We start from the raw sequence: 12643 nt of genomic DNA, 5'->3' as shown, positions 1-12643 counted from the left end.
ATCTTATAAATCTTGTCCTACAACATACTGCAGGTTTTCGTAGTATTGATTAAGTTCTTTTTTGGTATCCAGGATGATCATTTTGTTCCCGATGTAGGTATCCAGAAAATCCATATATTCCAGCATGCTGATATTCCTCAGTCTGAAGTTTTTTTCATGGCTTACCAGCAAACCGTCCAGTGTAGACTCATAATTTTCATCGATTTCTTCTGATACCTGCTGTGTCCGGATATAGTTTCTGAAAACAGAGACAATTTCATTCTCAGATTTCAGCATGGCTTTACGGGTTTCAAGTTTGTTTTTCTCAATTTCCAGTTTAGCTTCCTGAATATTTCCTTTATTACGGTCGAAGATCGGCAGATCCATAGAAACCCCTAGTCCTATAAAATCTTTCATTATATTCCCTCCGCGGTCGTATTCGATAGAAACAGCAACATCGGGAGTTTTCATAGCATTTTGAATTTCCAGGTTTTTGGCGGCATGCCTCTCTTTATTTTTTGCGATCATGATATCCGGGCGGTTTTCTTTAGCCTTTTCTATCCATTGATTTACTTCGAGCTCTGAAATTTGTTTTTCAGGCATAGAGAATGAATCTGAAATCATCAGATAAGATTGTGATGGCAGCATCAGCAAAGCTTTTAACTCCACCTGTTGATCTTCAATTTCCTGTTTTAATGAAATAAGTTTCTTTTTGAATTCAATTTCCTGAGCCTTTAAGCGTACATATTCAGCTTTACTGATGTTTCCAAGGTTTAATTGATTATTATAGGATTTTGTTAATTTCTCAATGGAAGCAATCTGGCCCTGATAGATTTTCTGCTGTTCCTGATTGTAAAGAATTTCAGTGATTGTATTTCTGAGTATTTTCTTAAGCTCACGCAGAACCTCCTGCAGTTCATACTTTTCACCTTCCACTTCTATTTTCTGAAGTTCAATATTTTTTCGTCTTTTACCTGCTGTCTGAATCACCTGCTCTATTTCAGCGGCAACCTGCGTGTTTTGCCCCCAGTTTCCAATCAGTTTTGGCTGCTCTTCAATATCATAGGTTCTCCACAGATTGATTTCACTGATACTTAATTTGGGATTGGGCCAGTATTTAGCCTGAACTGCTCTTGCTTCGGCTTGTGAAATCTCAAGCTTCTGAGCAATAAGATCAAGGTTTTTTGCCAGAAAGATAGTTTCAGCTTCCCTTCTGCTTATTTTCAGGGTATCTGAAATCTGTGCAGAAAAGAAACTGAAACAATGAATATAAAATAGGGTAAAAAATAGCTTCTTCAAGGTCTCATATTTTAAGACCACAAAGCTATTTGTCTAAGATTAGAGGGAATTTTAAAGAAAATTAAAATTCGGTTAGTTCAACATTAGAGTTTGATTAGAATGATTTTTATTCCTGCGAATTTTGTTTGAAGAGTTATGTTTTGGCTAAAGCCGAAGAATTTTGAATGCATTTTGTAAGCGGGTTAAAACCCGCTCCTATTGAATTTTAAAACACGAAAAGCACAAATAATTTCACAAATAACACGATTACGAGTGAACCGGAAATTTAAGAAGGACAGTTGTTCCGACATTGACAGCAGAATCAATTTTCATGACAATATGATGATGATCAAAAATACTTTTTGACAACGATAAGCCAATTCCACTTCCTTTAATCGTATTTACATTTTTCCCTCTGTAAAATGTTTCAGATATTTTCATCAGATCATCGGACGGAATTCCTCTTCCTTCGTCTCTTACTTCAATATACAGCTGAGCATTTTTTTCTGACAGAGTAATGATTACAGGTTTATCATAAGAATACTTGATGGCATTTTCTACAATATTATATAAAGCCAGATACAGCAGCGTTTCGTTTCCGGGAAATTCAAGCAAAGCGGGTTGCGTTACCTGAAGCTGAATTTTAATGGAGGAATGATTTTCTTTGGCTTTAGGTTCTAATTTCTCATAGATTTTCCAGACCAGTTCATCTACTCTCATTGATTGATGTGAAGATTCAAGTTTGGTCATTCCTGACATCAGTAAAAGGTTATTGAGAATATTTTCGATTTCATATACATTTTCCAGAGACTCTTTTGCTACCTTTTTATATTCTTCCGGTGTACGGTCCTTTTGGGCAAAAACTTCAAGATTCCCGGAGATAGCTGCTAACGGAGTTTTAAATTCATGAGAAACGTAGTTGATAAAATTCTGCTGTAAGAGTACATTTTCAGAAATTCTGCCCAGCAGTTTATTGTAGGATTTAATAAGATCTTCAACTTCATCATTGGTATTGGTAGAAGTAATTGCTGTAGAAATATTATTATAATCCACTTTATTGATGCGTTCCACAACATTGGAAATAGGTTTATAAACCACTTTAGAAAGATACCGGCTCAGAAAATAAATCGCAAGCAAACCAATGACCAGCACTGAAAGCATAATAATGGAAAGCCTTAATATCTGGGATTGAAATGAATCGTTGGAAGACTTTACAAAAACAACAAAATCACCCTGGTTATCCGGATAAAAAATACCATAGTAAAATTGGTTATCAGACATAAACTGTATTCCTTTATTATTCCGGACAGCCTGTAAATGGGAAGGTTTTATATTCTTATCATTAAGGTTATGCCCAAAGGTAACCTCGTTATTCTGATTATACACCGCTACCCTGTTATTCTGAATCAGATGATTATATTCCTTTTTGATCTGGGCATGGCGGTCTTTCGGAAGTTCGTCTTTTTCGAGATAATAAATAGCAGAAATAAGAGCCGTATTGCGAAGTTTTTCAAAATAAAAAATTTTGGTACTGTCATAATAGGCAAAGAATATCACCGCAGATGTGATGATAGAAACAATGCCGAATGAAAGGCTTGAAATAAGGGTAAACCTGTTTCTGAGTGTCATGATCAGTCTTTAATCAAATAGCCGGTTCCTTTCACCGTATGGATAATCTTCTGTTCTGTCTCGTCAATCTTATTACGGATGTAGGAAATATAAACATCCACTACATTTGTTGTATTATCAAAATCAATTCCCCACACATTATGTAAAATCTGGGTTCTGCTGAGCACCTTATTTTTATTCTCCATCAGGAAAGTAAAAAGTTTGTATTCAGTGGGAGAAAATTCTATTTCTTTATCATTCTGCGTCACCTTATGAAGATCTGTGTCAATAGTGATATTGCCGCATGATAAATATTGATCTTCCTTCTTATAGCTTAATTTATTTCTTCTGGTTAAAGCTTTAATTCTTGATATCAGCTCTTCAAAATGAAAAGGCTTTGATAAATAATCATCTGCTCCCATATCCAGCATCTTAATCTTATCGTCAGGACTGTTCAGGGCACTCAAGACCAAAATAGGAGTATAATTTCCTTTAAATCTTATAATTTGTGTAAGCTGCATTCCGTCCAGCCCGGGAAGCATGATATCCATTAAAATAATATCAAAATCATAGGTATGAAGAAGTTCACGTGCTTTTTCTCCTGAATCGGCAAGGGTTATATTGTAACCGGCCTCAGAAAGGCCTTTTATCAGAAAATTGCTGATTCTTTGATCATCTTCTACCAACAAAATATTCATAAGTCTCTGAAATTTCCCATAAATATAGGTATTCTAATTCAGAAAGGAAGCCGGGAGGCCGGAAGAGAGAAGTAATGGAGCTCTGGTAAATCTTCTCAGACATTTTATCAATATTTAAAATAGTAGAACAAACAACTATTATTTTGCCCATACAGCTTCCAGCCTTTTTTCATAATTTTGGAAGATGGAGATGATATATTTAATTATTGGCTTTGTTGCCGGCGGCTTACTGGGAGCCATTATACTGTATTTTGCACTGAAATCATCAACAGTATCAAGGAGTTCTTATGATACACTGAACGCCTTATCTATTAAAGCTCAGTCTGAGCTTGAAAACTCCAACCTGAAAATTCAGGAACTTACGCAGAACATCAGTAAAGAAAAAGAAGTCAATATGCTGCAGCAGGATTTAATGGATGATCTGAAAAATGAGTTTTCTAAAATCTCTGCTGAATATTCTTCTTTAAACATCCAGTTTCAGGAATTAAAACAAATCAATCAGAGACAAATCTCACAGATTGAAACCCATATCCTTGAAAAACAAACGCTTTTTGCTAAAAACTCTGAACTTCTGGCAAAAAATGAAGGCCTTCAAAAGTCTCTTGATACCCAGAAAGAAGAAATCATCAAAATTCAGGAGGAGTCTAAACTCCAGTTTGAAAACCTGGCCAATAAAATTTTAGAAGAGAAAACTGAAAAGTTTACTACTTTAAATCAAAATAACTTAAAAAATATCCTTGAGCCTTTTCAGGAGAAAATTGCTGATTTAAAGAACAAAGTCAATGAAGCTTATGAAAAGGAAAACAAAGAACGTTTCTCTCTGGCGGAAAAAGTAAAAGAGCTTGCAGAACTGAACCAGCAGATTTCTGAAGATGCCAAAAAACTCACCCGCGCTCTGAAAGGAGAAAGTAAAACCCAGGGAAACTGGGGAGAAATGATCCTTGAAAGTATTCTTGAAAAATCAGGGCTGGTAAAAGGAAGGGAATATTTCCTGGAACATGAATTACGTGACGAAGATAATAATGCTTTATTCTCGGAATTCTCCGGAAAAAAAATGCGTCCGGATGCTGTTGTAAAATATCCTGATGAAAGAAACGTGATTATTGACTCTAAAGTTTCTCTTACAGCTTTCACAGAATTGGTAGATGAAACCGATGTCGATGTTTATGCCATAAAGCTAAGCCAGCACCTTGGATCCATAAAAAACCACATTAACCAGCTAAGTCAGAAAGCATATGATGACTATGGAAAATCATTAGATTTCGTGATGATGTTTATTCCTAGCGAACCTGCTTATATCGCAGCAATGCAGGCAGATCAGAATCTTTGGAATTATGCTTATGAAAGAAGAATCCTGCTTCTTAATCCAAGCAATCTGATCACTTCCCTGAAGCTGATTGCCGATCTTTGGAAACGGGAATATCAAAACCGAAATTCTATGGAAATTGCCGAACGCGGAGCCAAGCTCTATGACAAATTCGTAGGATTCGTAGACAATCTGGAAAAAGTGGGACGAAATCTTGACCAGGCAAAGAACGTCTATAATGAGGCTTATAAACAGCTTCATACCGGAAATGACAACCTTGTCATCCAGACCCAAAAACTGAAGTCATTAGGAATTAAAAATAAAAAAGACCTGCCGCAGAGTCTCATTGACAACAGCAATCTTATTGAACCATCAGAAAGCTAAGTGCCATGAAAAAGCCATTTGCCATCATCATTATAAGTATCTTTATTTTTATACTTTCCCTTCCCTTTACAGCAGTATATACGGAACCTCATAATTTGGATGGCTTGACTTGTCTGTTATTAGGATGGGTAGAAATGAATGGTGGAGGCATCGCATGGATGGCCAATCCTCTTCTTATTACAGCAACTTGCTGTATTTCAATGATCTTAGGAAATACTATTTTTATTAGAACTGCTAAGCAAACTCATATTTCCCAATAAAGTTCTGTTCAAAATTAACTGGGAAACCTTTTTATCAAAGACAGGGAAGTTCAATCATAAATTTTGCATAATTTTGCAGCATGTTGATAGAAAGTTTCCAGAACGATAAAATAAAAAATGTCACTAAGCTCCTTACTGACAACAGATTTCGTAAAAAATCAAAAGTTTTTGTAGTAGAAGGCCAGCAGGAAAATGAAAGAGCCCTTCAGTATGATTTTGAACCCCTGGAGTTCTTTATCTGTGAAAGTATTTTCAAAGGAGCCGTTCCCGATGGAAAAATTCATTACGTAAGCGAGAAAGTATATGAGAAAATAGCTTACAGAGGAAGTTCAGAAGGAATTATCGGGGTTTACCACACAAAGGAAATTCCTCTTTCATCTTTTACTCCCCAAAAAGATTCTACCGTTATTATTGTTGAAGGTGTAGAAAAACCAGGAAATCTTGGGGCAATTTTAAGAAGCTGCGAAGCATTTGGAATTGATGCACTGATTGTTGCTGACGGAAAAACGGACTTCTATAACCCCAATGTCATCAGATCAAGTGTGGGATGCCTTTTCGGAATGGAAGTGTATCAGGCTGAAAATAAAGAGACATTGGAATTTTTGCAAAAAAACAGCTTCAATATCTATACAACGCTTATGGATGAAAGTGCTGAAGATCTTTATAAGAGAGATTTCAGACAACGCTCTGCTGTGTTATTCGGTACAGAACATTCCGGATTAAGTGACTTCTGGATCGGAAAAGGAAAAAATACCCTGATCCCTATGGCAGGAAGTATTGATTCTTTGAATCTGAGCAATGCCGTAGCGATTACCTGTTATGAATCTTTGAGACAGAAGAAAGGCTAATTATCTTTGGCTATTCTTGTTTAATTTTGTTATAAATGAAATTGCTTCTGCCTTTGGCAGGCAATGACTAAGCATAAAAAAACCGCTTCACTGGGTGAAACGGTTCTTTTATTATTAAGCGTATGCTAAAATTATTTCTTAGCAGCGTCTTTTGCAGCATCTTTAGCAGCGTCAGCAGCACCTTTAGCAGCATCAGCAGCTCCTTTAGCAGCTTCTCCAGCTCCTTTAGCAGCATCTTTAGCAACTTCAGCACCAGCAGCAGTTGTAGCAGCAGCAGCATCTTTAGTAGCTTCTACAGCAGTAGTTGCAGCAGAATCAACAACTTTAGCAGCAGAATCAGAAACTACAGCAGCAGAATCAGCTACGTTAGCAGCAGCAGAATCAGCATTACCTTCAGTAGAAGTAGCTTCAGTTTTTTTACAAGCAACTAGAGAGATTGCAGCGATAGCAGCTACGAATAATGACTTTTTCATAATAAATTAAATTTAATTTTGTTAATATTGTTTTATAAAATTTTCTTCTGTTCTGTTATTTGAACAAGACAAAGGTAGAGCAGTTAGAAAGTTTGTCTATGAAAAATAATTGTAATACCTTTGTAAAATCGTTTTACAAAAAAACATAGCTGATAATCAACAATTTAATTATTTTTTGAAAAATTGACAGATTTAGATCTATTACACTTTGAGCAACTGAAAAAGGAAGTTCAGAGTCAATACTTAAAAGAATATACCCCTTCCCACGATGATATTTCCAAGTGGAAGGGTATAGATATTATATATTTTCAGGAAGACCTGCGAAAAAAAGCAAAAGGTAACATCAGTGAAAAGTCATTTTATACTTATTTTAAAACTTCGCCGGTTACCAAATTACCAAGAATAGATATGCTCAATTTACTGAGTATTTATGCGGGTTACGACTCCTGGTATGAATTCAAAAAACAGCATCTTTTTGCCGGCGAATTATTGCAGGAAAATGAAAATCCTGACGAAGAAGAAATCGAAGAACTGGAGAAAACGGTTTCTGAAGCTCCTGAACTTCCAAAAACTGAAATTCAGCCTAAAAAAATCGAAATCAGTACCCCGGAAAACGCTGATTTACAAAAATCAATTACTGAAAATCAAATAGTTAAACAAAATAACATTACAACAAATGAAGTTGAAATTTCATCTGTTCCGCCAAAGAAAAATTTCTTTAAAAAGAATGCCTGGGCACTTGTTACCTCAGTTTTGATTACCATTACCGGTATTTTAGGTTTTAAAGATGTACTTTTTTCGAAAACATATAAATATTGTTTCATTGATAAAGACAGGGGAGTTTCTGTGATCAATACTTTAGAGATAATGGTAGTGAAAGAAAATGAATCTCCACTGATGTATAAAATAAAGCCGGGCGAGTGTTTTTACTATTCTACGAAGGATAAAAATTTAAAAATGCGGATCAGCGCTCCTTTCTACGAGCCTCTGGAAGTAAACAGAAACCTTGAAAATGCTCCCGAAGAAGAAAAAATAGAATTAAAGCCAGATGATTATAAGATGGCTGTCTATTATTTCTCTATAAAAGATATCAAGGGGGGAAATCCTGATGAACAAGTTGCTCTTATCAAGCAGAAAAGAAGTCAGCTTGAGAATCTGATTAGCAGCAATGCGGTAATCTATCAGGTGTACGATAACGATACTTATGGAATAGAAAGACTGGATAAACAGAAATATATCACTCTTGTAACCACTCCAACGACCTCACTGAAAAACCTGAATGTAATAGAAATGAAAAAGGATAACAAAGGTAAGATTGTATCCATCAAATTTAAAATTGCTACCACAGATGAAAAGAATAAATAATTTTTTAATTTTCTCCGTGCTTCTGACTTTATTTATTGCCTGCAATAATAAGACTTCAGAGGTAAGCGACCTCGATAAACTACGAAACAGCAACAATGAAAAAAGTTATCCTGCCGTACAGATGGACAGTATGCAGGCCATTAACTCCATCACTAAACAAAAAGTCCAGGAGCTTCTCGACCTGTCGACTCTTTACCTGAGTGGAAACAGAAATACAGAAATAGACACGCTGATCTATTCCCAGATGGAAAGCTACTTCCACAAGCCTGATTCCCTTACTTTTAAAAGGCTGCTGAAAGAACTGGACAGTATGAAAGTGAAAACAGCAAAGGTGAGCAACCTGAATGTTTATAAAGAATTTTATAAAAAAGACACATTGGATTATGCTAAATTCAATGTAGAATACTTCGATAATAAAAACAAGTCTCTGGGAAGCTTTGAAAAGAATGCACAATACATCTTATTGTCTACTTCAAAACTGAAGAAAGAATTTAAATTCTACTTTTTAGATTTTTATTCCAAACCGCTTAAGAAAGACAGCACTTCTGTAGGAGTAACCAAATAGTCAAGGGGAATATCATTTTCCCAGACATCATCCACATATTCATCGGGATCAAAATAATTGATTCCGATTTTTTTTGTCTCAGGAGAAATACTTTGAAACAGACCATCATAAAATCCTTTTCCATATCCTACCCGATTTCCATTTCTGTCACAATACAGTAAGGGTGTAATGACGTAATGAAAGTAATTTTCACCGGAATCTTCATTGGAAACAGGTTCTGTAATGCCCCAACTATTGGTTTCATAAACAGTATCCTCGAAGATTTCTATATTAATCAGTTTATCAGCAACAATCTTAGGAACATAAACCCTGATATTTCGCTCTAAAAAAAACTTTATGAAGATTTGGGTATCAATTTCCTTTCTAGCCGGAATCGGGATGAAAATGTGTACTTTTTCCCTCTCTTTCGGCTTGAAATACTTAATAAAGTTTTCAAAAATCTTCTGCGATAACAAGAAAGCCTCATCATCAGACAAGGCTTTTCTTTTTTGGGTATATTTTTTTCTAAGCTCAGCTTTCAGCATAATTATCAAGTTGTTTTAACTGAAATAATTGTTACAAGACAGGCTTTGGATTATGCGTTCTCCAAAATTCTATACAGTTTATCAGACAGACGAACTCTGAACGGAAGCTCGAAAGTAACCTGATCTCCCGGTTTTGCAGTTTCACAAGGACCTCCGTTGGCGTAGATCTGATTAACAGTAATTTCCTGCTCTCCCGTTGTAGGACCTGAAATCAATATTCTATCTCCTACTGACAGGTCTTTGTTTTCAATTAAGAACTGTGCAATTTTTGATTTTGAATAGTAATGTTCCGCTTTTCCGATCAGCTCTTTTTTAACAGCAATTTTCTGACGGATATTTTTTGTTTCAGCTTTTGCCAGAGGCTTGTCCGGTAAGTCACCTGATTTTTTAAACTTCAAAGCATCCGATTTTCCTTTTCTGAATACTTTATTGCCAACCTGCAGTCCTTTTCTCAGTTTTACCTGCTCATCCCAAGGCAAATGTATGGTATCCAGGCATTCTGTAGAACAGCAGTTTTCCATGGCAGCTTTACATTCTTCACATTGGATAAATAACAAATGGCAAGCGTCATTAGCACAGTTCGTATGATTATCACAAGGCTTACCACACTGGTGGCACTGTGCGATAATATCATCTGTAATTCTTTCTCCCAAACGGTGGTCAAATACAAAGTTTTTACCAATGAACTTACTTTTGATACCTTCTTCTTTTATCTGTCGCGTGTATTCAATGATTCCACCTTCCAGCTGATAAACATTTTTGAAGCCCTGATGTTTGAAGTAAGCACTGGCTTTTTCACAACGGATACCACCGGTACAATACATCAACAGGTTTTTATCTTCTTTAAAATCCTGCAGTTGTTCATTAATAATCGGTAGACTTTCCCTGAAGTTTTCCACATCCGGCGTAATGGCTCCTTCAAAGTGCCCCACTTCACTCTCGTAATGGTTTCTGAAGTCTACTACAATCGTATTAGGATCTTCCAGCATATTATTGAACTCCTTAGCTTTAAGATGAATACCTTTATTGGTAACATCAAAAGTTTCGTCATTCAGACCGTCAGCAACAATTTTGTTTCTGACTTTTATGGTTAATTTTAAAAAAGAATAATTGTCCTGATCTACCGCTACATTCAAGCGGATTCCTTTCATGAAGTCATAAGCTTCCAGCGTATCACGAAAAGCCTCAAACTGATCTGCAGGAACACTCATCTGAGCATTAATTCCTTCAGTAGCAACATAAATACGGCCAAGTGCATCCAGTGCATTCCAGGCTATAAATAATTCGTCGCGAAATTTTTTGGGATCTTCAATTTTGGCATACGCATAGAAAGACAAAGTAAGGCGGTCTTTACCGGCTTCATCAATAAGTTTAGCTCTTTCTTCTGCGCTTAAGGTGTTATACAGTTGCATGCTATAAACGTTTTAAGTGAGAATAAAATTTTTGCAAAGATAATCATTTAGAATTAAATTGATTGATGATAAGAATCACAGCTATATTCAATAAGTGATAAGCAATGAATATTAAATAATACCTTATCTTGAGAAAGTCTGACATATTTTCCTTAATTTTTTTTTAAGTTTTGTTAACTGTGACATTAACAATTATGATTTAAGACACAAAATGATATAATAGCCGTTAAATTTTAGTTAAAATTGAAACATAGCATACTAATTGCTTACTTATTTAACATTAAATTTGTTTACTCAAAAACATAAAAAAGAAATTAATTAATAAACAAGAAAGATATACAATGAAGAGTACTTTAAAAAAACTATTACCATTTGCAGTAGTTGGGGTAATTTCCGGAGCTACTACCGTTGGAGCTTTACAATATTTCGGACCTGGTTCCAACAATGGAGATCAATCTTATTTCACAACAGCCGCACCAAACACGTCGTTCGCAGGAATGAATACGGCAGCTGTAGGTGATGACTTTGTAAAAGCAGCTAAAACAACCGTTCCGGCTGTAGTTACCATTAAAAATTATCAAAGCAGAACTTCAAGCAGAGCTTCAGAGCAGGATTTGTTTGACTTTTTCTTCGGAGATCCTTTCGGGGGAAGAGGCCAGCAGAGACAGAAGCAGCAGCAGGCTCCTGATAATATGCCATCAGGAATGGGTTCAGGGGTAATCATCTCGCCGGATGGTTATATTATTTCAAATAACCACGTTGTGGCCGGAGCTAATAAGCTGGAAGTCGTATTAAGCAACAAAAAATCATATATTGCTACCTTGGTAGGTACAGACCCTAACACAGATATCTCTTTACTAAAGATTGAAGAAAAAGGTCTGCCTTATCTGAATTTTGCCAACTCTGACAATATTGATGTAGGACAATGGGTGCTTGCAGTAGGAAATCCGCTGGGGTTAAACTCTACAGTAACGGCCGGTATTGTTTCTGCGAAAGGAAGAGGTATCGGAATTTTAGGAAGCCAGGGAAAAGCGGCTAACCCTATCGAAAGTTTCATTCAGACGGATGCAGCCATCAACCCGGGTAACTCCGGAGGTGCTTTGGTGAATACTAATGGAGAGCTTATCGGGATTAACTCGGCAATTCAATCTACTACAGGATATTACCAGGGATACGGATTTGCAGTTCCTTCCAACCTGGCAAGAAAAATCGTTGAGGATATCAAGAAATTCGGTATTGTACAGCGTGGATTCTTAGGAGTTCAGTCTCTGGATCTTTCAAATGATCAATTGGTAAGTTCATACAATCAGCAATATAAAACGAACCTAAAAGTAGGGTCCGGAATCTATATTACAGGATTTGGTGAAAACAGCGGTGCTGAAGATGCAGGTTTGAAAAAAGGAGATATTATTACGAAAGTAGACAGCTATGACATTACTGATTTCGCAGATCTTTCTATGTCTATCGGAAGCAAGCGTCCGGGTGATAAAGTACAGGTGACGTATGTGAGAAATGGTAAAGAAGGAACAACGAATGTGACGCTTAGAGATCAAAAAGGAGGAACTTCCACAAGAACAAAAGCAGATCTTAGCGTAACTGAAAAAATCGGAGCAGAGTTCCAGAGCATTGATGACAGAACAAAAGCATATTACGGCCTGAATAGCGGCGTTGTTGCCAAAAATGTCATAGAGGGAGGAGAAATGGCCAAAGCAGGAATTGTAGACGGTTATATCATTACAGAAATCAATGGTAAGCCTATAAACTCTCAGAAAGACGTAGAAAGTTTATTAAATAAGTTCTCCGGAACCGCACAAATAAAATATATGGACGACTACGGAAGAAATTATCAGAGAGGGTTTAAAATGCCTTAATTAAGAAACTAAATTAGTTTTTCATATCAACAAAAAACGCTGCAGAAATCTGCAGCGTTTTTTATTTACTTA

Annotated in this window: 12 protein-coding genes; 6 read left to right on the top strand and 6 right to left on the bottom strand. The window is 36.1% G+C overall.

All coding sequences use genetic code 11. The annotated features are described in order from the left end of the window. Positions 1–3: 3 nt before the first annotated feature. The 3 genes from EL165_RS18155 to EL165_RS18145 form a co-directional block, all read right to left on the bottom strand. Complete coding sequence (locus EL165_RS18155; protein WP_050791169.1) at positions 4–1278, bottom strand: TolC family protein; 1275 nt, start codon at positions 1276–1278, stop codon at positions 4–6. Between the two features lie 246 nt (positions 1279–1524). Beyond that, positions 1525–2886 (bottom strand): HAMP domain-containing sensor histidine kinase, encoded by a 1362-nt coding sequence (locus EL165_RS18150; RefSeq protein WP_002983114.1) that lies wholly within the window; start codon positions 2884–2886, stop codon positions 1525–1527. A 2-nt stretch (positions 2887–2888) separates the two neighbouring features. Next, positions 2889–3563 (bottom strand): response regulator transcription factor, encoded by a 675-nt coding sequence (locus EL165_RS18145; RefSeq protein ID WP_002983110.1) that lies wholly within the window; start codon positions 3561–3563, stop codon positions 2889–2891. A 184-nt stretch (positions 3564–3747) separates the two neighbouring features. On the opposite strand from EL165_RS18145, the gene EL165_RS18140 reads away from it, so the two are divergent. The 3 genes from EL165_RS18140 (at position 3748) to EL165_RS18130 (ending at position 6361) form a co-directional block, all read left to right on the top strand. Next, on the top strand, positions 3748–5253 hold the full coding sequence (locus EL165_RS18140; protein WP_041461979.1) for a DNA recombination protein RmuC: 1506 nt from the start codon (positions 3748–3750) through the stop codon (positions 5251–5253). A gap of 5 nt (positions 5254–5258) precedes the next feature. Next, positions 5259–5513: a hypothetical protein gene (locus tag EL165_RS18135; protein WP_002983105.1), complete on the top strand. Its 255-nt coding sequence runs from the start codon at positions 5259–5261 to the stop codon at positions 5511–5513. A gap of 80 nt (positions 5514–5593) precedes the next feature. Continuing rightward, entirely contained in the window at positions 5594–6361 is a 768-nt protein-coding gene (locus tag EL165_RS18130; protein ID WP_002983104.1) for a TrmH family RNA methyltransferase, read from the top strand. A gap of 131 nt (positions 6362–6492) precedes the next feature. Here the strand turns inward: EL165_RS18130 and EL165_RS18125 are convergent, their stop codons facing one another. Next, complete coding sequence (locus EL165_RS18125) at positions 6493–6834, bottom strand: hypothetical protein (protein ID WP_002983101.1); 342 nt, start codon at positions 6832–6834, stop codon at positions 6493–6495. Positions 6835–7017: 183 nt separating this feature from the next. Between EL165_RS18125 and EL165_RS18120 the strand changes: the two genes are divergently transcribed. After that, entirely contained in the window at positions 7018–8199 is a 1182-nt protein-coding gene (locus tag EL165_RS18120) for a hypothetical protein (protein ID WP_002983099.1), read from the top strand. Then, a complete protein-coding gene (locus EL165_RS18115) occupies positions 8183–8764 on the top strand; it encodes a hypothetical protein (RefSeq protein WP_002983097.1) in 582 nt (193 codons plus the stop codon). Before EL165_RS18120 ends, EL165_RS18115 begins: the two co-directional genes overlap by 17 nt. On the opposite strand, the gene EL165_RS18110 is transcribed toward EL165_RS18115, so the two are convergent. Together EL165_RS18110 and trhO are read right to left on the bottom strand one after the other, a co-directional pair. Continuing rightward, entirely contained in the window at positions 8713–9288 is a 576-nt protein-coding gene (locus tag EL165_RS18110; protein ID WP_002983095.1) for a 5-formyltetrahydrofolate cyclo-ligase, read from the bottom strand. The two genes, EL165_RS18115 and EL165_RS18110, sit on opposite strands and share 52 nt — an antisense overlap. A 50-nt stretch (positions 9289–9338) precedes the next feature. Next, positions 9339–10700: an oxygen-dependent tRNA uridine(34) hydroxylase TrhO gene (gene trhO, locus EL165_RS18105; RefSeq protein WP_002983092.1), complete on the bottom strand. Its 1362-nt coding sequence runs from the start codon at positions 10698–10700 to the stop codon at positions 9339–9341. Positions 10701–11041: 341 nt separating this feature from the next. Between trhO and EL165_RS18100 the strand changes: the two genes are divergently transcribed. Then, positions 11042–12571, top strand: a complete 1530-nt coding sequence (locus tag EL165_RS18100; RefSeq protein WP_002983088.1) for a trypsin-like peptidase domain-containing protein — start codon at positions 11042–11044, stop codon at positions 12569–12571. The last annotated feature ends 72 nt before the right edge of the window (positions 12572–12643 follow it).

Origin of the sequence: Chryseobacterium gleum, assembly GCF_900636535.1 — a bacterium.
GTDB lineage: Bacteria > Bacteroidota > Bacteroidia > Flavobacteriales > Weeksellaceae > Chryseobacterium > Chryseobacterium gleum.
Note: the sequence above shows the minus strand (reverse complement) of the source record. Positions and strands in the feature narration are given on the sequence as shown.

Coding starts and splice junctions, on each gene's coding strand:
- EL165_RS18150 (WP_002983114.1), bottom strand. CDS start 2,886: ATGACACTCAGAAACAGGTTTACCCTTATTTCAAGCCTTTCATTCGGC.
- EL165_RS18145 (WP_002983110.1), bottom strand. CDS start 3,563: ATGAATATTTTGTTGGTAGAAGATGATCAAAGAATCAGCAATTTTCTG.
- EL165_RS18140 (WP_041461979.1), top strand. CDS start 3,748: ATGGAGATGATATATTTAATTATTGGCTTTGTTGCCGGCGGCTTACTG.
- EL165_RS18135 (WP_002983105.1), top strand. CDS start 5,259: ATGAAAAAGCCATTTGCCATCATCATTATAAGTATCTTTATTTTTATA.
- EL165_RS18130 (WP_002983104.1), top strand. CDS start 5,594: ATGTTGATAGAAAGTTTCCAGAACGATAAAATAAAAAATGTCACTAAG.
- EL165_RS18125 (WP_002983101.1), bottom strand. CDS start 6,834: ATGAAAAAGTCATTATTCGTAGCTGCTATCGCTGCAATCTCTCTAGTT.
- EL165_RS18115 (WP_002983097.1), top strand. CDS start 8,183: ATGAAAAGAATAAATAATTTTTTAATTTTCTCCGTGCTTCTGACTTTA.
- EL165_RS18110 (WP_002983095.1), bottom strand. CDS start 9,288: ATGCTGAAAGCTGAGCTTAGAAAAAAATATACCCAAAAAAGAAAAGCC.
- trhO (WP_002983092.1), bottom strand. CDS start 10,700: ATGCAACTGTATAACACCTTAAGCGCAGAAGAAAGAGCTAAACTTATT.
- EL165_RS18100 (WP_002983088.1), top strand. CDS start 11,042: ATGAAGAGTACTTTAAAAAAACTATTACCATTTGCAGTAGTTGGGGTA.